Source organism: Acidisoma sp. C75 (assembly GCF_054665095.1).
Genome location: NZ_BAAFHD010000010.1, coordinates 167,846 through 189,646, shown reverse-complemented (window position 1 = coordinate 189,646; position 21,801 = coordinate 167,846). Strand labels below are relative to the sequence as shown.

The 21,801-nt window shown below is 66.9% G+C and carries 17 protein-coding genes and 1 pseudogene; 11 read left to right on the top strand and 7 right to left on the bottom strand.

All coding sequences use genetic code 11. The features are described from left to right. Positions 1–235: 235 nt before the first annotated feature. Positions 236–1,657: an aminotransferase-like domain-containing protein gene (locus ACYQ7X_RS14620; RefSeq protein WP_459697790.1), complete on the bottom strand. Its 1,422-nt coding sequence runs from the start codon at positions 1,655–1,657 to the stop codon at positions 236–238. A 361-nt stretch (positions 1,658–2,018) separates the two neighbouring features. On the opposite strand from ACYQ7X_RS14620, the gene ACYQ7X_RS14615 reads away from it, so the two are divergent. The 5 genes and pseudogenes from ACYQ7X_RS14615 to ACYQ7X_RS14595 form a co-directional block, all read left to right on the top strand. Then, positions 2,019–3,296, top strand: a complete 1,278-nt coding sequence (locus ACYQ7X_RS14615; protein ID WP_459697789.1) for a hydroxymethylglutaryl-CoA reductase, degradative — start codon at positions 2,019–2,021, stop codon at positions 3,294–3,296. A 10-nt stretch (positions 3,297–3,306) separates the two neighbouring features. Then, positions 3,307–4,203 (top strand): hydroxymethylglutaryl-CoA lyase, encoded by an 897-nt coding sequence (locus ACYQ7X_RS14610; protein WP_459697788.1) that lies wholly within the window; start codon positions 3,307–3,309, stop codon positions 4,201–4,203. Next, entirely contained in the window at positions 4,200–5,135 is a 936-nt protein-coding gene (locus ACYQ7X_RS14605; protein WP_459697786.1) for an SMP-30/gluconolactonase/LRE family protein, read from the top strand. The genes ACYQ7X_RS14610 and ACYQ7X_RS14605 overlap by 4 nt, the downstream gene beginning before the upstream one ends. A gap of 16 nt (positions 5,136–5,151) precedes the next feature. Beyond that, positions 5,152–6,519, top strand: a complete 1,368-nt coding sequence (locus tag ACYQ7X_RS14600) for an MFS transporter (RefSeq protein ID WP_459697785.1) — start codon at positions 5,152–5,154, stop codon at positions 6,517–6,519. A 54-nt stretch (positions 6,520–6,573) separates the two neighbouring features. Further along, a pseudogene (locus tag ACYQ7X_RS14595) lies at positions 6,574–6,765 on the top strand (IS5/IS1182 family transposase); the annotation flags it as partial. A 342-nt stretch (positions 6,766–7,107) separates the two neighbouring features. On the opposite strand, the gene ACYQ7X_RS14590 reads toward ACYQ7X_RS14595, so the two are convergent. After that, the gene (locus tag ACYQ7X_RS14590) at positions 7,108–7,737 is read right to left on the bottom strand and encodes a DUF2239 family protein (RefSeq protein ID WP_459697784.1); all 630 of its coding nucleotides are present in this window, start codon (positions 7,735–7,737) and stop codon (positions 7,108–7,110) included. A gap of 117 nt (positions 7,738–7,854) precedes the next feature. Here ACYQ7X_RS14590 and ACYQ7X_RS14585 point away from each other — a divergent pair, with 117 nt between their 5' ends. Next, positions 7,855–8,190 (top strand): GIY-YIG nuclease family protein, encoded by a 336-nt coding sequence (locus ACYQ7X_RS14585; RefSeq protein ID WP_459697783.1) that lies wholly within the window; start codon positions 7,855–7,857, stop codon positions 8,188–8,190. Then, the gene (locus ACYQ7X_RS14580; RefSeq protein ID WP_459697782.1) at positions 8,172–9,107 is read left to right on the top strand and encodes an alpha/beta fold hydrolase; all 936 of its coding nucleotides are present in this window, start codon (positions 8,172–8,174) and stop codon (positions 9,105–9,107) included. The genes ACYQ7X_RS14585 and ACYQ7X_RS14580 overlap by 19 nt, the downstream gene beginning before the upstream one ends. 445 nt (positions 9,108–9,552) lie before the next feature. Here the strand turns inward: ACYQ7X_RS14580 and ACYQ7X_RS14575 are convergent, their stop codons facing one another. The 3 genes from ACYQ7X_RS14575 to ACYQ7X_RS14565 form a co-directional block, all read right to left on the bottom strand. Then, complete coding sequence (locus tag ACYQ7X_RS14575) at positions 9,553–10,506, bottom strand: prohibitin family protein (RefSeq protein WP_459697781.1); 954 nt, start codon at positions 10,504–10,506, stop codon at positions 9,553–9,555. A 150-nt stretch (positions 10,507–10,656) separates the two neighbouring features. Beyond that, a complete protein-coding gene (gene adh / locus ACYQ7X_RS14570; RefSeq protein WP_459697780.1) occupies positions 10,657–12,177 on the bottom strand; it encodes an aldehyde dehydrogenase in 1,521 nt (506 codons plus the stop codon). 179 nt (positions 12,178–12,356) lie between these two features. Then, positions 12,357–13,313, bottom strand: coding sequence for a GAF domain-containing protein (locus tag ACYQ7X_RS14565; RefSeq protein WP_459697779.1), 957 nt, complete (start codon positions 13,311–13,313; stop codon positions 12,357–12,359). A 327-nt stretch (positions 13,314–13,640) separates the two neighbouring features. Between ACYQ7X_RS14565 and ACYQ7X_RS14560 the strand changes: the two genes are divergently transcribed. Then, positions 13,641–14,687 carry a YihY/virulence factor BrkB family protein gene (locus ACYQ7X_RS14560; RefSeq protein WP_459697778.1) on the top strand — a complete coding sequence of 349 codons (1,047 nt, stop codon included), beginning with the start codon at positions 13,641–13,643 and terminating at the stop codon, positions 14,685–14,687. Here the strand turns inward: ACYQ7X_RS14560 and ACYQ7X_RS14555 are convergent. Together ACYQ7X_RS14555 and ACYQ7X_RS14550 are read right to left on the bottom strand one after the other, a co-directional pair. After that, positions 14,658–17,771: a glycosyltransferase family 2 protein gene (locus ACYQ7X_RS14555; RefSeq protein ID WP_459697777.1), complete on the bottom strand. Its 3,114-nt coding sequence runs from the start codon at positions 17,769–17,771 to the stop codon at positions 14,658–14,660. The genes ACYQ7X_RS14560 and ACYQ7X_RS14555 overlap by 30 nt on opposite strands. A 156-nt stretch (positions 17,772–17,927) precedes the next feature. Then, on the bottom strand, positions 17,928–18,425 hold the full coding sequence (locus ACYQ7X_RS14550) for a hypothetical protein (protein WP_459697776.1): 498 nt from the start codon (positions 18,423–18,425) through the stop codon (positions 17,928–17,930). A gap of 145 nt (positions 18,426–18,570) precedes the next feature. Between ACYQ7X_RS14550 and ACYQ7X_RS14545 the strand changes: the two genes are divergently transcribed. From ACYQ7X_RS14545 to ACYQ7X_RS14535, 3 genes are read left to right on the top strand one after another with little or no spacing between them, the layout of a single operon-like run. Then, positions 18,571–19,296 (top strand): response regulator, encoded by a 726-nt coding sequence (locus tag ACYQ7X_RS14545; RefSeq protein ID WP_459697798.1) that lies wholly within the window; start codon positions 18,571–18,573, stop codon positions 19,294–19,296. Further along, entirely contained in the window at positions 19,293–20,678 is a 1,386-nt protein-coding gene (locus tag ACYQ7X_RS14540; RefSeq protein ID WP_459697775.1) for an ATP-binding protein, read from the top strand. The genes ACYQ7X_RS14545 and ACYQ7X_RS14540 overlap by 4 nt, the downstream gene beginning before the upstream one ends. Continuing rightward, the gene (locus ACYQ7X_RS14535; protein ID WP_459697774.1) at positions 20,675–21,793 is read left to right on the top strand and encodes a glycosyltransferase; all 1,119 of its coding nucleotides are present in this window, start codon (positions 20,675–20,677) and stop codon (positions 21,791–21,793) included. The genes ACYQ7X_RS14540 and ACYQ7X_RS14535 overlap by 4 nt, the downstream gene beginning before the upstream one ends. The last annotated feature ends 8 nt before the right edge of the window (positions 21,794–21,801 follow it).

The following is a 21,801-nucleotide window of genomic DNA, read 5'->3' as shown; positions in this document are numbered from 1 at the left end:
GTCGCCCCCCGTGCGGGGGCGTGGATCGAAACTTTGACCTGCTTGATACCTGGGCACTGACGCCGGAGTCGCCCCCCGTGCGGGGGCGTGGATCGAAACCTCGAATACCCGCGCCAGTGCGTGCTGATCGGCAGTCGCCCCCCGTGCGGGGGCGTGGATCGAAACGGCCAGCAGCGCGCCGATGGTGTCGGCGGTAATCGTCGCCCCCTATGCGGCAACGTCCGTGACGGCGCCATCAAGTGCTGAGATCTGGCAGCGTTTCCTTAGCCAGGCAGCGCTGGAGAAAGGAAACGAAAGCAGGGTCGCTCGCATGCGCCACATTGAGGCGGAGCGCAGGCGGCCCGGCTTCGCGGTTGGGGCGAAAGACGCAGCCGGGGGCGAGAAAAATGCCTTCGGCTGCTGCATCCCGGCAGAGTGCCACTTCGTCTGTTTCCGCTGGAAGCTCCGCCCAGAGGTAGAAGCCGCCATAGCTCGTCTGAGGGAAGACGAGCGGCGCGGCGGCGAGATTGCGTAAGGCTTCCGAGGTTGCATCGGCAACCCGCTGGCGCAGCCGCCGCAGATGCCGCAGATAATGGCCGCCGACGATGAGATCGTAGACGAGACGTTCAGCATAATCAGAGGTCGCGACCGTCGTCACGAGTTTGATATCGGCGAGCGCCATCGCCGTTTCCCGATCAGCCGCCACATAGCCCACACGCAGCGAGGCCGAGAGCGTCTTCGCGAAAGTGCCGACGTAAATCACCCGCCGCAGCTGATCGAGTGCCGCGAGGCGCGGTAGCAGCGGCGGCAGGATATCGGCGAAGGCATCATCCTCCACGATATGGAAGTCGTGACTTTCCGCGGCGCGCAGCAGGCTATGGGCAGCGTGGAGGCCGATCGAGCCGCCGGTTGGGTTATGTGCGAGGGATTGCGTGAAGAACAGACGCGGCCGATGCTCGGAGAGTTTTGCCTCGAGATCGGCGAGATCGGGCCCGTCCGGTCCGCGCCGGATGCCGACAATCTGCACCTTGGCGAGGCTGAGCTTGCCGAACAGTGGGTAATAGCCTGGATCGTCGACGAAGACCGTGTCTCCCGCATCGCAGAAGCGGCGGATGATGAGATCGAGGGCATGGTTCGCGCCATGGGTGAGTAGGAGCTGATCGGGCCCGACGCGGATGGAGCGCTCCTCCAGCATCAGGCTGATCCGCTCGCGCAGCGGCAGGTGGCCCCAGGAGCTGCCATAGCCGAATTCCACATCGCCGGCGCGGCCGGACCGCAGGGCACGCAGATGCGCGCCGAGCTCGGACTTTTCCATCCAGGATGCCGGCGGCCGGCCATCGCCCGGTCGCACCGCATAATGCTGATCGAGCTGCTCGCGCAACAGGGAGACGAGATCGATCGCCTGGGACAGATGCGGCGCCTGCCAGCGGGGGGACTGCCGCTGCCGGGGGCGCGCAAAATAGCCGGCGCCCCGCCGTGCCTCGAGATGGCCCGAGGCCACCAGACGATCATAGACCTCGGCCATTGTGTTCTTGGAGACGCCATGCATGTCCGCGGCCTCGCGAATGGAGGGCAGCCGCTCGCCGGGCTTGGGCTCTCCGGCTTCCAGCATGCGCGCAAGCATTGTCACTAAACGCTGCGTGCGGCTTGCGCCTTGGCGCGCGGTCTGTATCGCCATTGTGCTCCCCTCTCGCCTCGGACAGGCCCGGCGGAACCGCCAAGCGAGGGTTCTGGGCGGGGCACCGAAAGCCGTCCATGATCAGCGCCGCTGCAAACGCCAGCCGCCATCTCGCAATTGCACAAGATTGTCCCAGGCACAATACTGGGACAAGCACGCGTCGAAATGCCTGAATTGTCTCTTGAGCAACCCGGTCCAATTTGGTGCCTTCTGTGCAATCAGCCGAAGATAACGGCGAGCCAGGGAGGATCGGCGAGCAGATCCGCGGCCGCGTGCCCGCGCATCGCTCTCCCCTTCGCCTGATCCGTCTTCGGCCAAGCCCCTGGCTTGGGGCGGCGTTTCGGCTTCAGGAGAGGTTTGCATGTCAATGTCCGTCAATTCCCGCATCAGCGGCTTTCACAAGATGTCTCCCGCCGAGCGGCTCGTAACCCTGGAGCGCGCAGCGGGGCTTGATGCGGCAACCGTCGCGCAGCTGGCGAAACCAGGAAGCCTCGACCTGCACACGGCGGATCATATGATCGAGAACGTCATCTCCTCGATCAGCATTCCCGTCGGTATCGCCACCAATGTGAAGGTGGACGGGCGCGATGTGCTGGTGCCGATGGCGACCGAGGAATCCTCCGTCGTTGCCGCCGTCTGCAACTCTGCCCGGCAATGCTACGATGCGGGCGGCTTCACGACCTCGATGTCCGGCACACTGATGATCGCGCAGATCCAACTCGTGCGGATCAGCGATCCGCAGGCCGCGCGGGTTCGCATCCTGGAGAAGAAGGCGGAGATCGGCGAGATCTGCGATGGCTGCGATCCGATGCTGCTGCGCCTCGGCGGCGGCTTCCGCGATCTGGAAGTGCGCGTGATCCAGGCGGAAGGCGGCCCGATGGTGATCACGCATCTCATCATCGACACGCGCGATGCGATGGGCGCCAATACGGTGAATACCATGGCCGAGCGCGTGGCACCGTCGATCGAAGCCTGGACGGGCGGCAAGGTCTATCTTCGCATCCTCTCGAACCTCGCCGATCGGCGCTTGGCGCGTGCGCGGGCAAGCTGGCCTCTGGATGCAATCGGCGGGGCGGAGGTTCGGGACGGCATGATCGCCGCCTACCGCTTCGCCGCCGCCGATCCCTATCGCGCGGCGACCCATAACAAGGGCATCATGAACGGTGTCACGGCGATTGTGCTGGCTACCGGCAATGACACGCGCGCGGTGGAAGCCGGGGCGCATTCCTACGCCGCCCGCTCGGGCCGCTACACCAGCCTCAGCACCTATGAGATCGGCGCCGATGGTTCGCTCGTCGGCACGCTCGAAATGCCCATGCCGGTCGGGCTCGTGGGCGGCGCCACCAAGGTGCATCCCTCAGCCCGGGCTGCACTCAAGATCATGGGTGTTACCTCCGCAACCGAGCTTGCGCGCATCATTGTCGCGGTCGGCCTCGCGCAGAATTTCGGTGCGCTGAAGGCGCTGGCGACTGTCGGCATCCAGCAGGGGCACATGGCGCTGCATGCGAACAATATCGCGATCGCGGTTGGCGCAACGGGGGACGAGGTGCAGCGCCTTGCCAAAATCCTCGTCGAGAAGCGGCAGGTGCGGCAGGATGTGGCCGTCGCGGAACTCGCCCGCCTGCGCGACGAGCGCTGAGGCCGTGGGCTTGCCTGCCACTGTACGCATCGTCGAGGTCGGTCCGCGCGATGGGCTTCAGAACGAGGCGCGCGCGCTGCCGGCCGAGACCCGCCTCGCCCTCATCGCGGCGCTCGGCCGCGCCGGCTTGCGCACCATTGAGGCCGGCAGCTTCGTCTCCCCGCGCTGGGTGCCGCAGATGGCGGGAACCGATGCGGTGCTCAGCCGCCTCGATCTGGCGGGCCCCATCGCCTATCCGGTGCTGGTGCCCAATCGCCAGGGCTATGCGGCGGCGCGGGCAGCGGGTGCCCGCGCGGTCGCGATCTTCGCCGCCGCCTCCGAAAGCTTCAGCCAGCGCAATATCAATTGCTCGATAGCCGAGAGCCTCGAGCGGTTTCGCCCCATAGCGGAAGCGGCAGCGGCCGATGGCGTGCGTCTGCGCGGCTATGTCTCCTGCGTCCTCGGCTGTCCCTATGAGGGCAGGGTACCTGTGGCCCAGGTCATCGCCGTCGCACGCGCTCTCTTTGCGCTCGGCTGCTCCGAAATCTCGCTCGGCGATACGATCGGGGTGGGAACGCCGCTTGCTGCTCGCAGCATGCTGCGAGCAGTCGCGGGCGAGATCCCGTTGGAGGCGCTTGCGCTTCATTGCCACGATACCTACGGCATGGCGCTCGCCAATATCTTCGCCTGCCTCGAGGACGGTCTCTCCGTGGTGGATGCCGCCATCGGCGGGCTTGGCGGATGCCCCTATGCGGCGGGCGCAAGCGGCAATGTCGCGACCGAAGATCTCGTCACAATGCTGGACGGTATGGGGATCGAGACAGGGGTTCGTCGCGATGCGCTGCTTGTGGCGGCACGCATCGCGGCCGAGGCGCTGGGGCATCCTCCGCGCTCCAAATTCGCCGCCGCACGAGGAACAATGCCATGACAACTGATCTGCACTTCGGCGGACCTGCCTCCGTGCCGCCGGCCGAGCGCCTGTTGCCGACGCAGCTTGCTGAACCCTGGCTGAAAGTCTCTGATGAGGGCTTGCAGCTCGAAGGGCCCTGCTTCGATCGTGCCGGCAACCTCTTCTTCGTCGAGGTTTTCGGCGGGCGCATTTTCCGCGTCGGTGAAGATCGGCGGGTGACGACAATTCTGGAGAAGAATAGGCTCGGCTCGGCCGGCCTCGCGATCCATGCCGATGGGCGCATCTTCGTGGCTAGCCTTGGGGATTTTAGAACGGGATCGGTTGTCGCCATCCGGCCGGACGGCAGCGGCATGGAGACAATCCTGCCCGAGGCGGCTGGCTACCTGCCGGATGATCTCGTCTTCGATGCCGCGGGTGGCTTCTATTTCACCGATTTCCGCGGCACCTCCACCGAGCCGCTGGGCGGCGCGCTCTATGTCTCGCCCGATTTTCGCACCGTCTCCCCCGTGCTGCCGCATCTGGCCGTCGCCAACGGCATCGCACTCAGCCCGGATGGCCGCGAGCTTTGGGTGACGGAGTTCAGCCGCGGCCTGCTGCATCGCGTGGAATTGGCAGACGCCACCACCATTGCGCCCTTCGGCACGGCGATCACGCATCGCTTCTCGGGCCCGGCGCCGGATTCCATGCGCGCCGATGCCGCCGGCAATCTCTATGTCGCGATCTACGGCCAGGGGCGTGTGCTGATCTTCAGCCCGCTCGGCATGCCGATCGGCCAGGTGCTGCTGCCGGGGCGTGAGCGGGGGCACAACCTGCGCTCGACCAGCATGGCGATCCGCCCCGGCACGGACGAGCTGCTGATCGTCACGAATGACTGGCAGGGCGGCGAGGGCTCCACGATCTTTCGTGCTCGCGCCTTCGCGGAAGCCCTGCCGCTCTATTCCCATAAATGACCGGCCGGCGGCGCAGATGAACAACCAACAAAAACTGGAGGAGATGATGAGCGAGCATAGCGATGTCGTTGCCGCACGCGCGCGCTTTGAGCCGCGCGGCGCGATGGAGGCAAGCCTCGCCCCCGGCGCCCAGGCTGGCTTTCTCGGCTTTTTCGGCCTCGCGGGCGTGCCGCGCCGCGCCTGGCTCGTCACGCTGCTTTCCTTAGGTGGCTGGCTGCTCGTCAATGCCGATGGGAGCCTGTTCAACTTCACCTATCCGCTGATCCAGAAGGATCTCGGCCTCAGTAATGGCGATATCGCGCTGACCTATACGCTCCTCTACGCGGTCGGCGCGATTTCGACCTTCGTCGCCGGGCCGATGATGGACCGCATCGGCCGCAAGCCGATCTATCAGGCCTGTCTTTTCGCAGCAGCGCTCGGCTCCGTCGTGACAGCCGCGGCGCCGGGCTTCGCCGTGCTCCTGCTCGGCCGCGCGGTCACGCAGGTCGGCGCGGCGACGGAATGGATGTCGGGGCAGGTGATGGTGGCGGAAGAAGCGCCCGCCGCAGTGCGCGGGCGCCTGATCGGGCTCGCCCAGATCGGCTATCCGCTCGGCTTCTTCCTCGGCGCGCTGATGTCGCTCCTCATCGTCGATCGCTGGGGCTGGCGCGTATTGTTCGTCTTCGGCCTGCTGCCGGTCATCATGATGATCTGGGCGCGGCGCGGCGTCGAAGATACCCGGCGCTTCCAGGAAGAGGTTTCGGTCGAGCGGCAGCACGCCGAACTGCGCGGCAGCCGGATCAGCCAGCTTTTCGAGCCGGATCTGAGACGATCCGCAATCTGTGTCTCCATCTGGCACTTCGTCTATGCCTTCGGCGCCGCCGGCATCATCAGCTATCTGCCGACGGTGTACAAGCATTTCGGCATCTCGCTCGACGGAACCTTCACCTCCTCGGCGATCGCGACCGCGATCGCTGCCATCGGCTATGTGCTCGCGGCGTTCCTCGGTGAGCGCTTCGGGCGGCGCGAGATTTCTGCGGTGTTCCTCATCATCGGAGCTGGGGCGGGGGCACTGCTCGCCTTTGCCGCGACGAGTTGGGCTTTGCTGACGATCTTCTATGCCGGCTTCTACTTCTTCACGATCGGCCACATCACCTCCGCTGTCGGCTTCGCGTCCGAAGTGTTCCCGACGCGCGTGCGCGGCACCGGCGCCAATCTCGTCGCCGGCTCCGAATGGCTCGGCTTCATGGTCGCGGCGATGACCGGCCCTTGGCTGCTCGCCCATGCCGGCTATTCGGTGACGCTGATGATGTGGTGCGTCGCCGCTCCGATCATCGGGGCAATCTGCGCCCTCAGCATGAAGCATGTGCCGCCGCGGCGCATCCTGGAGGAGATCCAGCGCTAGCCGGCGTCGGGCCCGGGCAGGCCGGCGGTCAGTTGTCGGCGACCGCGCCTGCTTAACATCCCGTCCAAGATCAATCGCCTCTGGAAAAACTGTTTCTCGCCACAGCTTTACCGGAGCCGCAACGCCATCGAGCGCATGTTTAACCGGCTCCAGGATTTCCGACGGGTCGCCACACGCTCCGACCGTCTCGCCACAAATTTCGACGCCGCTGTCTGCATCGCAGCGCTCGTCAGCTACTGGTTATGAGTCCCAACCCCAAGGTGAGCTCTGCGTGTCACCGGGTGATGATCATACAGCCGCTCATTCCGGCACAAGCCTGAATCTGGGCAGCTTTTCTGGCCCTCACTCGGCCGATCCCATCCTCGACGCTCGCGCGCTCTTCATGAAATTACGTGGGGCCAAAGCAGGCTCGACTGCTGCGAAGACCGGGAGCGAGGAGGATGCGAAACTGTTGAGCTGTTTACGGCGCCGGACGTGGCGGAGCGGCCGCAACCTCGCCGACACATAGCGGGCCTCTTTGGCCTTTCAGGCCATAGGCGGGCGCCAGAATCTATTCCAGAAGCGGACATTCAGCGCCACCGCCAAGGTCTAACCACCCTCGGCGGCTTTGGTCGCTTGGGCTGCAAGCTTCAGCGCATGGTTTCGGACGTCCGGTGGCCAGGCGCTCATGCGGTTGTAAAATCCGTCGGTGTCACCGGAGAAGAGTGAGCGGGTCACCTCCTCGAACCCGGGCAGGTCGCCCGCGAGAGCCGAGAGGAAGCGGTAAGTGGCCTCGCGCGCGGCTCTGATCTCCGTCTTCGCCCCGTCTGTCCGCCGGGCTTCGTCGACTAGGCGCCGCAAGGCCTGCGAAGCACCGCCCGGCTGAGACGCCAGCCATTCCCACTGCCGCGGAAGCAGCGTCACCTCGCGTGCAACAACGCCCAGCCTGGGCCGGCCGGGCGTCCGCGCGGGACTATCCGTGCCGCCAGCGATGCGGGCACCGGCCGCAAGACTTCCTGCCTGCTCCTGTATCGCAAGTCTGGCCTTGATGTCCGCTTCAGTCCCGCGCAGGTCGAAATCAATGACAGCGCCCGATCCGTCGTCGAAGGTCAGGATCGGCTCGCCTGCCCCAGCCGCCAGAGCCGCCCTGACCGCAAGAGCGACCGTGATGAGAGAGCCGCTCGCGAGCTTCCGCGCACCCACGAACGCCGTGCAAGTTCGCGCTGAAACCTCTGGCATATCCTCTCCTTTAGAACCCATAGGCACAACGACCTCAGGTGAAGTGTTTTACCCGGGTAATATTGCATGCGGCAATCCGGTGGGGTAGAGCTCGCTTCGGGTTGATGAGGGCAAGTCATGGACATCGAGGACAAAAAGGCAGCCGTCCGGGCGTATAAGGAGCGAAAGATCGAGCGCGGCATCTACGCTGTGCGTTGCGCAGCCTCTGGCGAAATCTGGGTGGGATACGCGCCCGATCTCTCCAAGATCCAGAACCGCCTCTGGTTCACGCTTCGGCAGGGCACGAACCCGCATCCCTCGCTGCAGGGCGCCTGGAGCGCGCATGGATGCGAAGCCTTCAGCTTTGACATCCTGGAACGGCTGGACGCGGAAGATCACGCTCTCGTCCGTGACCGGGCAGCCAAACTGCGCCTGGCCCACTGGACGGGCCAACTTTGCGCTTCGCCGATCTGAGCATGGTGCCGATATCGCGCTCCGTGGCGGCCAATGGCATCACCCTGGCCTATGACAGTTTTGGCGCCGAGACGGCTGAGACGATCCTGTTGATCGCGGGCCTCGGCACACAGATGATCCGCTGGACCGACTCCTTCTGCGCCGGTCTCGCCGCACGAGACTATCGGGTCGTGCGATTCGACAATCGCGACGCGGGATGCTCGACGCACTTCGCCGCGCAAGGCCCCATAAATTTCGCCGCCTTGGCCAGCGCCCTCGCGAAGGGACGCCAACCAGACCTTCCCTATACGATGGAGGATATGGCGCTGGATGCCATTGGCTTGCTCGACGCCCTTTCCATTTGCCGCGCCCATGTTGTCGGCCGCTCGATGGGAGGCATGATCGCGCAAATCATGGCGTGCGAGCATCCCATGCGGGTGCAATCGCTCACCTCGATCATGTCGAGTTCAGGCAACCCGGACCTGCCATCGAGCGCGCCAGATGTGATGGCGTCGTTGCTTCGCGAAGCTCCCGATCCAAGGTCGGATGAAGCAGGTTTCATCGAACATGCTGTCGCCTTTGCACGGCGCATCGCGGGAAGTTCCTATCCTCTCGACGAAGAGGCCCATCGGCGGCTCATCGCCCGGGAGTTGCGCCGCGGTTACGTGCCGGGTGGCTTTGGGCGGCAACTCGCGACGATCGCCGTCTCCGGTGATCGACGAGATCGCCTGATGAAGATCAGCGTCCCGACCCTCGTCGTGCATGGAGCGGAAGATCCTCTGTTTCCGCTTGCCTGCGGCGAGGATACCGCCGCATCCATACCGGGTTCGGAATGGCTTCCCATCGAAGGAATGGGGCACGATCTTCCCCCCTCGCTTTACCGAATGATTTCCGATGGGATTGATCGAACCATCGGCCGCGCTAGGGTCACGGCATGATGGCTGAAGAAAGGTGTGTGATCATAGCACCTTTTCCAATGCGATGCCGCAACGGCTGCCCCGCTCCTTCCGACCCATGCGAGACAATCGACCGCCAGCCGCGATCTCCCGAAAGCGGTCATCCTTCGGAAACCTCGTTAGCACGCCCGAACTCGCTGGTGCTACTGGAGCACAAGCGGCTTATGAAAACACATACTCTCCCCTGTTCGAGACCCTCCGCCAAGGTTGAGCCCATGCGGGGACGTGGATCGCAACAGGACGTCGGCATTGACCCGTTGACGAGATGCGGCGGCTGGCTTGAACCGCCATCACCGCTCTCGTCATCGCGCCTGGCTGCATAACCGCCACCACCCGCGCGGCTATCACCGCGACGAGCGATCGTGCCGAGCGCCACCCACCCTGCCCGGCCGGCCGCATGGCGCGGCGGGCGGTGACAGGACGGCGCTTACGGCGCGCCGGCAGGCGGGGCCGGGGTCGCGGCGGGCGCCTTGATGATGCCGCCGATGAAAGGCAGCGGCGCGTTGCCGGACAGATAGGTCGGCAGCGCGCCATTCCAGCGCGAGATGGCACGCATCTCAAGGATCTGCGGCGTCAGAGACTGGCTGACCAGGGCATTGGCCTTGGCCTCCGCCTCTGCCTGCAGGACCGTCGCCTTGGCATTGCCGCTGGCACTGGCGACTGCCGCATCGGCCGCGGCCTTGGCTTGGACAACCTGCTGCTGGGCGCTGATCTCGGTCTGCTGCAAGGTATATTGCGCCTGCAAGGCCTGCTGCTGGGCCACCTGCTTCTGCTCGATCGCCTGCTCATAACTGTTCGAAAAGGCGAAGTTGGCAACGTTCACCGCCTCCACCGTCAGATGATAGGGGGAAAGGGAGGCGATGATGAGCGCCTTGATCTCGGCATCCACCTTGTCCCGCTCGGTCACCAGTTCCTCGGCGTCGTAGCGCGCCGTGATGGCTTTCACGTCGTTGCTGATGGCCGGGGCGATGACACGCTGGCCGAGCGTGTCGAAGGAGCGGAAGTTCTGCCAGAAGAAGGCCGCCTCCTCCGGATCGACGCGGAAGGTGACGGCGATGCGCGTCTGCACGGTCTGCAGATCGTGGGTCGCGGCCGTCTCGTCGCTCGTCACGGTCTGCGGCTGGGTCGAGACGGTGACGATCGTCTGATAGAGCGGGATCGCGAAATGCAGCCCGGGTGGCAGCGCCTCCGGCTGGACGGAGCCGAAATCAAGCTTGAGGCCGACGGTGCCGGATTGGATCGTGCGGAAGGGATTGAGGGCCAAGAGCAGACCGATCGCGACGATGATGGCAAGCGCGATGGCGCCGAGGCGGAAGAGCTTTGGGTTCGGCTGCCCGCCGGCGCCCTGAAATCCACCCATGCCGCGCCGAAATCCGCTCATGCCGCGCTCTCCCTGCCATCCGTGTCGTTGCGGTGCCATAGCACGGCTGGCGGGGCGGCGGCAGGGCAGGCCCGCCGATGGGGGGGCCCGACATCATGCCCGGCTGCACGCCGGGCATGATGCGGTTGCGGCTAGGCGGGAGGCCGCTCCTCAGAAGAAGCCAAGCTTCTTGGGGCTGTAGCTCACCAGCATGTTCTTGGTCTGCTGGTAATGGTCGAGCATCATCTTATGCGTCTCCCGCCCGATGCCCGATTGCTTGTAGCCGCCGAAGGCCGCATGCGCGGGATAGGCGTGATAGCAATTGGTCCAGACGCGGCCGGCCTGGATGCCACGGCCGAAGCGATAGGCGCGGTTGCCGTCCCGCGTCCATACCCCGGCGCCGAGGCCGTAGAGCGTGTCATTGGCGATGGCGAGCGCCTCCGCCTCGTCCTTGAAGGTCGTCACCGAAACCACTGGCCCGAAGATCTCCTCCTGGAAGATGCGCATGCGGTTATGGCCCTGGAAGACCGTCGGCTTGACGTAGAAGCCTTCCTTGAGGTCGCCTTCGAGCACGTTGCGCTCGCCGCCCGTCAGCACCTTCGCCCCTTCCTGGCGGCCGATCTCGATATAGCTCAGGATCTTCTCGAGCTGCTCGGAGGAGGCCTGGGCGCCGATCATCGTGGAAGGATCGAGCGGATTGCCCTGGGTGATCGCCTCCACCCGCTTCACCGCCCGCTCCATGAACCGGTCATAGACCGATTCCTGGATGAGCGCGCGGCTCGGGCAGGTGCAGACCTCGCCCTGGTTGAGGGCGAACATCGTGAAGCCTTCGAGCGCCTTGTCGAAGAAATCATCATCCTCCGCCGCGACATCGGCGAAGAAGATGTTGGGCGACTTGCCGCCGAGTTCGAGCGTCACCGGGATGAGGTTCTGGCTCGCATACTGCATGATGAGCCGGCCGGTTGTCGTCTCGCCGGTAAAGGCGATCTTGGCGATGCGGTTCGAGGAGGCGAGCGGCTTGCCGGCTTCGAGGCCGAAGCCGTTGACGATGTTGAGCACGCCCGGCGGCAGCAGATCGCCGATGAGTTCCATGAGCACGAGGATGCTGGCCGGCGTCTGCTCGGCGGGCTTGAGCACCACGCAATTGCCAGCGGCAAGCGCCGGCGCGACCTTCCAGCAGGCCATGAGGATCGGGAAGTTCCAGGGGATGATCTGGCCGACGACGCCGAGCGGCTCGTGGAAGTGGTAGGCGATCGTATCATGGTCGATTTCGCTGATGCCGCCTTCCTGGGCGCGCACGCAGCTCGCGAAATACCGGAAATGGTCGATGGCGAGCGGAATATCGGCCGCCATCGTCTCGCGGATCGGCTTGCCGTTGTCCCAGGTCTCGGCGAGCGCCAGCTTGTCGAGATTGTCTTCCATCACCTGCGCGATGCGCATGAGGATCTGCGCCCGCTCCGCCGCCGGGGTGCGGCCCCAGGCATCTTTCGCGGCATGCGCCGCATCGAGCGCGCGGTCGATATCATCCTTGTCCGAGCGGGGAACCTCGCAGATCACCTGGCCGGTGATCGAGCTGGTGTTGTCGAAATAGCGGCCGGCAACCGGGGCCACCCATTTGCCGCCGATGAAGTTCTCATACCGCTTGGCGAAGGGCGGAGCCTTGAGCATGCCGCTCGGGGCCATCTGGTCCATTGTGCAACCTCCCGTCTTTGTTTCACGCGGCCGGTCTGATGCCGGCGCCGATGCGAGCAGAGACCAAGGGACAAGGTTTGAACAGCCGCGCCCCCGCCATCCCCGCCCAAACTGTCTCAAAAGCGAGACAGACCTTTTGCCCGCCGCGGGCGGCGGCCGAAACCGGCGCCACGCCAGGCTCAGCCGCGCAGGCCGGCGCGCGCCATGCGGCGGTAGAAGGTGGCGCGCCCGATGCCGAGCGCGCGGGCGGCGCGGCTGGCATTGCCCTCCGCCCGCGCCAGCGCCTGGCGCAGGATCTGCCGGTCGGCATCGAGGAAGGACGGCGCATCCTCCCGCCCCATCACCTCATCGAGCGGGCGCGGCTGATCGAAGCGCGCCTCGCGCAGCCCGAGGCGGAGACAAGCGGCGCGGCTTGCCCCCCGCACCAGCCCGTCACGATCGACCGCGAGCAGCGCGGCGCCGGCCGCCGCCTCCTCGCCCAGGAAAAGGATGCGATGGGCGCGGAAGTGATGGCAGAAATAATCCCGCTCGATCCGCCGCCCGGCCTCACGCACCAGGGCGGAGATCATCTCCACCATCGGCAGGCCAAGATCGACCCGGCAGTTCGACACGTCGAGCGCTGCCACCAGCCGCCCCTCCGGGTCGTGGATCGGCGTATCCATGCAGCTCATGCCGATATTGCGGGCGGCAAAATGCTGATCACGATGCACGACGATCGGGCGATCCTCGAAGAGGCAGGTGCCGATGCCGTTGGTGCCTTCCTCAGCCTCGCCCCAGCGCCCACCGCTGACGAGGCCGACGGTGGCGAAATCGGCGCGATCGGCGGCAACCGCCCGTTCTTCGAGGATGACGCCATCCGCATTGCTCAGGAACACGCCGCAGCCCGACCGGCCGACGGTGCGAAACATCTGATCGAGCAGGGGCCGCGCGACGGCGAGCAGCACGCCGTGCTTCTCCTGCAACTGGGCGAGTTCCTCGGCCGAGACCAGGTTGCGGGGGCGATTGCCCGCCGGGTCGAGCCCGTGATGCAGCGCCGAGCGCCGCCAGGATGCGGCGACGATCGAGACCCCCGCCTGGTCCGCGGATCGTAGCGCCTGATCCACCGCATCGGCATGGTTCCGGCTTGCCTGCACCATTCCTGGCCGCCCCTACCCTTTCCGCCCCGCTTCTGCCCCTGGCCTCGGCATCTGCCCTGGCCTTCCGGGCGTTTTCTTATTCTTCTTTATACTGTCTTGATTGTCTCAAACTTGCGTGCCGGCTGTCAACGCACATCGGGCGCCCGGCCGCAACCCTTGTCAAGCCCTGCCCGCACCTCATCTCCCGCCCGGGGGGCCGGGCCGCCCGAGGCCCCTGGCCGCAGCCGCGTGGCCCGCCGCCGCCGGGGCCCGCCTTTTGGCAAGAGGGCGCGTCCGTGAGATACCGGGGCGATCCCGGCCCCACCGCCCGAGCGAGGACCAGTGCCGATGCCGATGCCGAGCGCGCCGCAGAACCTGAAGCGCGAGATTGAGCAGAAGATGAAGACGCCGCGCGGGCGCCTGCTGCGCGATACCGCTGTCGCCATGATCTCGGACTACATGTCCCTCAATGCCGCCGGCTGCGCCTTCTACGCGACGCTCGCGCTCTTTCCCGCCGTCACCATGCTCATCTCGATCTATGGCATGGTGTTCGACCCGGTGACGGTCGAGCCGCAGCTTGCCTATCTGCGCCAGATCATGCCGCCGGCCGCCTATCAGCTGGTCTCGGATCGCGTGCACGAACTGGTGAGCAACCGCAGCGGCACGTTGAGCGTGAGCCTTGTCGTCAGCCTCATGATCGCCTTCTGGTCCGCGACCTCGGGCACCAAATCCCTCATCTGGGCGCTCAACTTCGCCTATCGTCGGCCGGAATCGCGCGGCGTGCTGCATTTCCAGGCGCTCGCCTTCGTCATGACCTTCGGCGCCATCCTCGCCGCCGTGCTCGGCATCGGCGTGCTGGTCGGCCTGCCGACGGCGCTCTCCGCCCTCGGCCTTTCGCGCTACACAGCACAGCTCGCGCATCTGTCGAGCCTCGCCGGGCTCTTCATCTTCGTGCTCGGCATGCTCATGCTGTTCTACAAGCTCGGCCCGGCGCCGCATCCGAACGGCGTCGGGCCGGTCTTTCCCGGCGCGCTCACCGCGGCACTGCTCTGGATCATCGTCTCAGGCCTGTTTTCCTTCTACGTGAGCAAAATCGCGAGCTACAACGCCGCTTACGGCGCGCTCGGCACCGCTGTCGGCGTCATGATGTGGTTCTGGGTCAGCGCCTATGCGGTGCTGTTCGGAGCGGAGCTCAACGCGCAGATCGACCGGATGCGCCGGCGCCTGGCCAAGGCCTCCGCGCGGCGCGAGGCCGGGGCGCTGGCCGCCGAGGCCGCGGCGCCGAGGGAGGCGGAGATCGGCGTGGGACAGCCGGCCCGCATGCCAAGGCAGGCGCCACAGGCGGCGGGCCGTCTGGAAGACGGTTCAGCCGGAGAGGGCCGCAGCCGCCGCTGAGCGGGCCTTCTTCGGCCGCCCGTCCTTGGCAGGCGCGGCCTTGGCGGGGGTAGCCTTTCCCGACGCGGCAGCTGTGGCAGGCCCCGGTTCCACGGGCGCGGCAGGCCGCATCCGCGCCAGCGCCACGGGCACCACACGCGGCGCCGCCGGGCCGCAGCCCTCCTCCGCCCGCAGGCGGTGATCATAGGCATAGAGTTCCAGCAGCGGGCTGTAATAGGGATCCCCGCGCTTCATCAGCTCCGCCCACTGCGTCTTGAGCCGCTCGCTATCCTTGGGGTGCTTGAGTTCGCCCTTCTTGCTGCGGGTCACGGATTCATGATGGTAGAGCACGGTGCGGCCATCATAGATGATCTTGTAGCCAGCGCGGCCGACGCGCAGGCATAGATCGGTATCGTTGAAGCCGACGACGTATTCCTCGTCGAAACCGCCGACCTCGTCGAACACCGCGCGGCGCATCATCATGCAGGCGGCGGTGACGGCGGAGAAATCCCGCACCGCACTGAGCGAGGAATTATAGCCGAGAGTGCGGCTGCCATCATCCTGCCAGACCGGCTCGAAGCGCAGCGCATGGTCGGCGAGATCGTTGATGCCGATGATGACCCCGCCATGCTGCACGCGCTTGTCGCTATACATCAGCGCGGTGCCGACGATGCCGACATCGGGGCGCGCGGCGAGCGAGCGCATGCGCTGCAGCCAGCCGGGGGAGACCACCTCGATATCGTTGTTCATCATCAGCACGAAGGGCTCATCCTTGCCTTCGCGCGTCACCGCCCGGTTGTTCATCAGGGCGTAGTTGAAGATGCCCTTATACGGCATCACGGTATGGCGCTTGGCGATCTGTGCGAGATATCGTTTCGATTTCGGTTGTTTCGACTCATGATCGATCACCACCAGCCGGTATTCGCTCGCAGGCGTCGTCCGCTCGATCGAATCGATGCATTGGCTGAGAACGTCGATCCCGTCCTTGGTGGGGATCACGATGAGTACGCGGCCGCCAGGATCGGGCCAGGTGATTTCGAACTGGTTGAACTCCGCCGCGGCGCGCGCGCGGCCGCCGGCGCCGACGCGATCGAGATGGCGTTGCAGCGCGGCGGTGGAGGCCTCCATCACCTGCGCCTGCTTGGCATGCCCGGCGCTCGCGCCATGGGTGCGCCAGCGGTAGAGCACGCGCGGCACATGCGCGACGGCGCGGCTCGCCTCGATCGCGCGCAGAACGAAATCGACATCGGCGGAGATCGGCAGGCGCTCGTCGAAACCACCGAGGCTTTGGGCGATCTCGGTGCGGAGCGCGATCATATGCACGAAATATGGATGCGAGAGGTAATAATCGTAGGAGAAGGCGGGCCGGCCGCGCACGTCGAGGATGACCGAACTATCCTCCGTGGTCAGTGCCTCATCGCTATAGATCAGCTCCGCGCCGGTATCGCGCGCCGCCTTGAGCAGCTGATAGACGGCATCGGGCTCCAGCACGTCGTCATGGTCCATGAGCGCGGTATAGGGGTAGCGCGCGGCCATGATGCCGAGGGTAGTGGCGCCTGCGATGCCGCGATTGGCGCCGGTGGAGAGCGGCCGGATGCGCGGATCGAGCCGAGCGAACCAGGACAGCACCTCGGCCACCTGCGGCTCGGTCGAGGCATCGTCCACGCAGAGGAGTTCCCAGGCGCCGCACCATTGCGTGCAGACGCTGCGCAAGGCTTCGACGAGCCATTCCCGCCGGGTGTTGTAGATCGGCATAACGATGGAGAGGCCGAGGCCGGAAGCGGCGATCTGGCGGTTGATCCGCGCGCTGAAGCGGGCGATGGCGGCAGGCGGCAGGCCGCGATCCGGCAGGAGATAGCGCCGGATATTGGGGTTGAGCCTGGGTTGCTGCGGCCCGCCGTTGAGATAGGTCTCCGTGCCTTTGACGCGCACCGAGATATCCTTGTCGAACAAGGTGTGCAGCGGTTCCTTGAAGGCGATGCGGAAGCCGCAGCGCTCGGTCGGCAGGCCGGCTTCCAGCACGTCCCGGCGGATACCGTCTGCCACCGCCTCGCCGATCACGCGGCCCTCGCAGAGGGCTTCCACCCGGCAGGGGCGCTGGGGGTCCGCCATGTCGATCACCCAGCCGCAGGCCAGGTTGCCGTCGATATTGTCGAAAAGGCCGCGCAGATCGGCCGCGATGCTGATCGTTTTGGGGCTGCCGATGAGGTGGGTGTGCTTGCCGCCAAGCTGGATCGAAAGCTCATCACCATCCGCGAGCCCGGCAAACATGGTGTAAGGAATGCAGAAGCCGCAGGCTTCAGGCAGCCCGAGGCTGAGCAGATCGGGGCGCGGCTCTTCCGCCACCACCGAGCCGATGAGCCTTTCGCCCTGCTTGAGATCGATCGTCAGGCAGCGCGCATGATCCCGCAGATCCGCGGCCCAGCCCGAGATCATCTCCGGCGAGGCGCGATCGACATAGCCCGCGACGCCGAGATTAAGCGCCGTGCCGACGAGCGGGGGCTCCAGCCGGCGGCCGCTGAGATAGAGGGTGAGCGCGATCGGCCGGTCGATCGGCAGGAGGTGGCGGAAGGGGATATCGGCGCGATAGCGCGTCCGCTCCGGCGCTGTCTCCTCCGGCCCCATCGCCTCGGCCAGGCCCGCCGCATAGATCAGATCCTCGGCCTCGGCCACCGCCATGACGGCGAGCGAGGGTACCGGCCGCCCGAGCATGCTGAGATCGACGATGAGATAGCCATCGTTCAGGGAGGCGCGGGTGATCGCGATATCGAGTGCGTCATCGAGCGCCAGGGGGTGAGGCAGCAACCGCTGGCCGGTAGCGGCGTGGACGAGATCCGCCGTGAACGGCAGCAGATGCGGCGGGATGGAGAAACGGGCGGTGCCGCTCGGGCGCGGCAGGTCGATCTGGGCCAGGGCATGGCCGTCCAGCAGGACGTTGTAGATACCGGGTGGGAAGAGGCCGCCGCCCGGGGCGGAGACCGTGACCACGCAATCGGCGATGGCGATGGCGGGCGCGAGCGGGGCCGGGGCTGCGGCGGCCGTGCCCGCCGCAGCGGCCGGCGGCGCAAGCTTCGCTGCCTTGGAACCTCTGGATGTCTTCGCCATCGCCCCGCCCCCGGATAACCTGCGTTCTATCGCCGCTCCCGGCCCTTGGGATCAACCCCCCATGCGGGCAGGAAGGCAGAGGCGCTACCGGGCGCGGGCGATGGGCCCGAGCTTCCCCCCGGGCCCGGCTGCGGGGCAGACGGCCGGCGGGGCCTCTCAGCCGATGCGCGAGAAATGCCCGCTCTGCGGATCGACCGAGAAGCGCGCGATCACCGAACCATCGGCCGTGGCATAGGCGAAGGTGATGGCGCCGTCCGCGTCGGTCGCCAGATCGGTCACCTTCCAGTCATGATAGCCGTGGCGCAGGAGCACCGCTTCCGCGAGGATCTGCACGTCCCCCTGGCTGAGCTTCTTATCCGCGCGCGGCGCGAAGAGGCCCCAGTTCATCGCTTCTTCCCGCATCCGAGCGAAGAAGGGCGGCATGCCGTGAGGGGGGCCCATCTCCCGACCGTGCCAGCCCATCGGCCCCATGCCCATCGGCGGGCCCTTCCAGCCCATCGCCTCCGGCATCGGCCGCGGCGCGGCCGCTACCGGCTGAGGCGCCCCCGGCTGAGGCGCCCCCGGCTGAGGCGGGGCCGTATCGGCCGCGAAGCTCTGCGCGGTCGCGGCGGCGAAAGCGACGGCAATGATGGCAGCGGTAGCAAAGCGTCCCATGGGAGGCTCTCCTTCTCTGTCTCGGTGTGAGGACCAGGGCCAGACTGACGGCGCCGTGTAACCGCCGCCGGTCAAAAACGCGACAAAGTGCAACAGCTCGCGGCGGGGCCTGCCGCAGCCGCGGGGGATCGCTTATATTTCGGTGATGGATATTTCCCCGCATCTCCTGGTCATCGACGACGACCATGATATTCGCGACCTGCTGACGCGGTTCATGGAGAAGAATGGCTTTCGTATCACCGCCGTGCGCGATGCGCGCGACGCGCGCCGGGCCTGGACACGCGGCGCCTTCCAGCTCGTCATCCTCGACCTCATGCTCCCCGGCGAAGGCGGGCTCGACCTCGCCCGCTGGCTGCGGGACCAGGAGGACGTGCCGATCGTCATGCTGAGCGCCATGGGCGAGGATACCGACCGCATCATCGGCCTCGAACTCGGGGCTGACGACTATATCGCCAAGCCCTTCAACCCGCGGGAACTGCTGGCCCGCATCAAGGCGGTGATGCGCCGGGCGAGCGACCGGCAGGCCGGCGGCGGCCAGGCGGACCGCAATGCCCGGCCTCTGGTCTTTTCCGGCTGGCGGCTGGAGCCGGCGCGCCGCCGCCTCCTCAACCCCGATGGCGTCGAAGTGCCTTTAACTGGCGGCGAATACGATCTGCTCTATGCCCTGCTCGAACGCGCCAACCGGGTACTGACGCGGGACATGCTGCTCGATCTGCTGCGCGGCCGGCAGGCCGGCCCCTTCGACCGCGCGATCGACGTGGCGGTGAGCCGGCTGCGCCGCAAGCTTGACGATCAGGGCGGTGGCGCCCAGCTCATCAAGACCGTGCGCGGCGGGGGCTATGTGCTCGCCACCACCGTCGAACGCGCGTGAGCGCGGAGGCCGCCAAACCGGGCCTCGGGCGCTTCACGCGCTATCTCTGGCCAAGGAGTCTCGGCGCTCGCACGGCCTTTGTGCTCATCCTCGGCCTCGTCGTGGTGCAGAGCATCGGCCTCGGCATCCATACGGTCGATCGCAACGAGCTGGTGCGGCTCGCCGCGCTCCGCATGGTGAGCTTTCGCATCATGAGCATCTACCGCGATCTCGCGACCGTCCCGGTGTCGATGCGCGATGAGCGCCTCGCCACGATCCAGCTACCCAAGGGGACGACGGTGATCCTCGAACCCGAGATCGAGACGCTGTTCAAGACGCTGGTGCCCGCGCCGCCGCCGATCCGGCACAGCATTCTGCTGAATATGGACAGCTTTCCCCTGCCACCGGAGCTCCGGCCACGGCGGGTGCGCTTCGGCTTCAATCCGATGCTGCGGCGAGACTATACGGCGCTGGAACTGCCGCGCGGCGGCTGGCTCGTCATCTCCGGCCGGCTGCCCAACCCCAACGCCGAGCGCGGCAAGGAGGCGCTGATCGCCTTCCTGCTGATGACGGTGCTGGCCGCGGCCCTCACGCTCTGGGCGGTGCGCCGGCTTACCCGACCCTTGCGGGTGCTGGCGGCCGCCGCCGAGACCCTCGGGCGGGACGTGAATGCCCCGCCCTTGCCCGAGGATGGCCCGTCGGAAATCGCCGCCGCCGCCCGCGCCTTCAACACCATGGCCGAGCGCATCCGCCGCTTCGTGGAGGACCGTACCCTGCTGCTCACCGCCATCGGCCACGATCTGCGCACCCCCATCACCCGCATGCGACTGCGCGCCGAATTCATGGAGGATGAGGAGCAGCGGGCGAAGTTTCTCGGCGATCTCGACGAGATGGAGGCGATGGTTTCCGCCACCATCGCCTTCGGCCGGATCGCCACACCCAACGAGCCCGTCTCCCCCATCGACCTCGCCGAACTCCTCCGCACGGTGCTGGACGAGGCCGCGGACGCCGCCCCCGATCTTGCCGAGGCGCTGCGCTACGCCGGGCCGGACCATTGGACGGCGCGGGTGCGCCCGCAGGCCTTCAAGCGGGCGCTCACCAACATCATCGGCAATGCCGTGAAATACGGCGGTTCGGCGGAGGTGCAGCTGCTGCCGCCCCGGCCGGGGCGGGACGGCTTGCGCATCGAGGTGAGCGACCGCGGCCCCGGCATCCCGCCCGAGGCCATGCCGCGCCTCATGCAGCCCTTCCAGCGGCTGGAGACCAGCCGCAACCGCGAGACCGGCGGCGTCGGCCTCGGCCTTGCCATCGCGCGGGATATCCTGCGCGGCCATGGCGGGGATCTCCAGCTCGGCAACCGCCCGGAGGGTGGTGCGCGCGTCGTCATCACGCTGCCCGCATGAGCCGCACCCTGCTCGTCTATCGCGACGTGATCCTGCCGGCCTCCGAAACCGGCTTCATGGCGCGGCAATATACCGGCTTCTCCCGCCTCGCGCCGCTCTGGGTCGGGCGGCGGATAACGCCCGAGGGGGTGGCGACCGGCTTTGCCCTGCATCGGCTGGGGGGCGAAGGGCCGCTCGGGCCGCTCCGCCGCATCGCCTTCAAGGAATGCGGCCTCGTGCCCGATCGCGCGGCACTCGCGGCCCACAAGCCCCTGCTTCTGCATGCGCAATTCGGGCGCGGCGGCGCCCTCGCCCTTCCCCTCGCCCGCGCCTTGGGGCTGCCGCTCGCCGTCACCTTCCATGGCGGGGATGCGCATAAGGACAAGCATTACGCGACGGGCGGGGTGCAGGATGTCTTCGCCCGCCGGCTGGCCGCGCTGAAGGCCGAGGCGAAGCTCTTCATCTGCGTCTCGGAAAGCGTGCGGCAGAAGCTCATCCAGCGCGGCTTCCCGCCGGCCCGGCTGATCGTGCATCCGATCGGCACCGAGATCGCGCCCGCAGCCCCGCCGCCGCGCGCGGCAGGGCCGCTGCTCTGCGTCGGCCGTTTCGTGCCGAAAAAGGGTATCGACGTGCTCATCGCCGCGCTGCAACGCCTGCACGCCGAGGGGCTGGAGCCGGAGACGATCATCCTCGGCGATGGGCCGCTCGCGGCGAGCCTGAAAGAGGCGGCCGCCGGGCTCGCGCGCCTGCGCTTCATCGGCTGGCAGCCGCGCGCCGAGGTGACGCGGCTGATGCAGCAGGCCTGCTGCCTCGTGGTGCCGAGTGTACGTGCCAAGGATGGCGATGCCGAGGGCCTGCCGAGCGTCGCGGTGGAGGGCATGGCGCAGAGCCTGCCGATCATCGGCAGCGATGCGGCGGGGCTGGAGGGTGTGGTGCTGCCCGGCCGCACCGGCCTGCTGGTGCCGGCGGGCGATGCGCGGGCGCTCGCCGAGGCGATCTTCGCCATGCTTGCCGCACCGGCACGGCGCATGAGCATGGGCACCGCGGCCCGCGCCCTGGCGCAAGGCGCCTTCGATGCGCGGGCGCAATCCCGCGCGCTGGAGGCGCTGCTGCTCTCCCTCACCGGCCCATCATAGCCGGGGCG

Excerpts from the sequence above, each read along its gene's own strand:
- ACYQ7X_RS14600 (WP_459697785.1), top strand. The coding sequence starts at position 5,152 with ATGAACAACCAACAAAAACTGGAGGAGATGATGAGCGAGCATAGCGAT.
- ACYQ7X_RS14605 (WP_459697786.1), top strand. The coding sequence starts at position 4,200 with ATGACAACTGATCTGCACTTCGGCGGACCTGCCTCCGTGCCGCCGGCC.
- ACYQ7X_RS14565 (WP_459697779.1), bottom strand. The coding sequence starts at position 13,313 with ATGGTGCAGGCAAGCCGGAACCATGCCGATGCGGTGGATCAGGCGCTA.
- ACYQ7X_RS14620 (WP_459697790.1), bottom strand. The coding sequence starts at position 1,657 with ATGGCGATACAGACCGCGCGCCAAGGCGCAAGCCGCACGCAGCGTTTA.
- adh (WP_459697780.1), bottom strand. The coding sequence starts at position 12,177 with ATGGACCAGATGGCCCCGAGCGGCATGCTCAAGGCTCCGCCCTTCGCC.
- ACYQ7X_RS14550 (WP_459697776.1), bottom strand. The coding sequence starts at position 18,425 with ATGGGACGCTTTGCTACCGCTGCCATCATTGCCGTCGCTTTCGCCGCC.
- ACYQ7X_RS14560 (WP_459697778.1), top strand. The coding sequence starts at position 13,641 with ATGCCGATGCCGAGCGCGCCGCAGAACCTGAAGCGCGAGATTGAGCAG.
- ACYQ7X_RS14545 (WP_459697798.1), top strand. The coding sequence starts at position 18,571 with ATGGATATTTCCCCGCATCTCCTGGTCATCGACGACGACCATGATATT.
- ACYQ7X_RS14615 (WP_459697789.1), top strand. The coding sequence starts at position 2,019 with ATGTCAATGTCCGTCAATTCCCGCATCAGCGGCTTTCACAAGATGTCT.
- ACYQ7X_RS14555 (WP_459697777.1), bottom strand. The coding sequence starts at position 17,771 with ATGGCGAAGACATCCAGAGGTTCCAAGGCAGCGAAGCTTGCGCCGCCG.
- ACYQ7X_RS14590 (WP_459697784.1), bottom strand. The coding sequence starts at position 7,737 with ATGCCAGAGGTTTCAGCGCGAACTTGCACGGCGTTCGTGGGTGCGCGG.
- ACYQ7X_RS14585 (WP_459697783.1), top strand. The coding sequence starts at position 7,855 with ATGGACATCGAGGACAAAAAGGCAGCCGTCCGGGCGTATAAGGAGCGA.
- ACYQ7X_RS14535 (WP_459697774.1), top strand. The coding sequence starts at position 20,675 with ATGAGCCGCACCCTGCTCGTCTATCGCGACGTGATCCTGCCGGCCTCC.
- ACYQ7X_RS14575 (WP_459697781.1), bottom strand. The coding sequence starts at position 10,506 with ATGAGCGGATTTCGGCGCGGCATGGGTGGATTTCAGGGCGCCGGCGGG.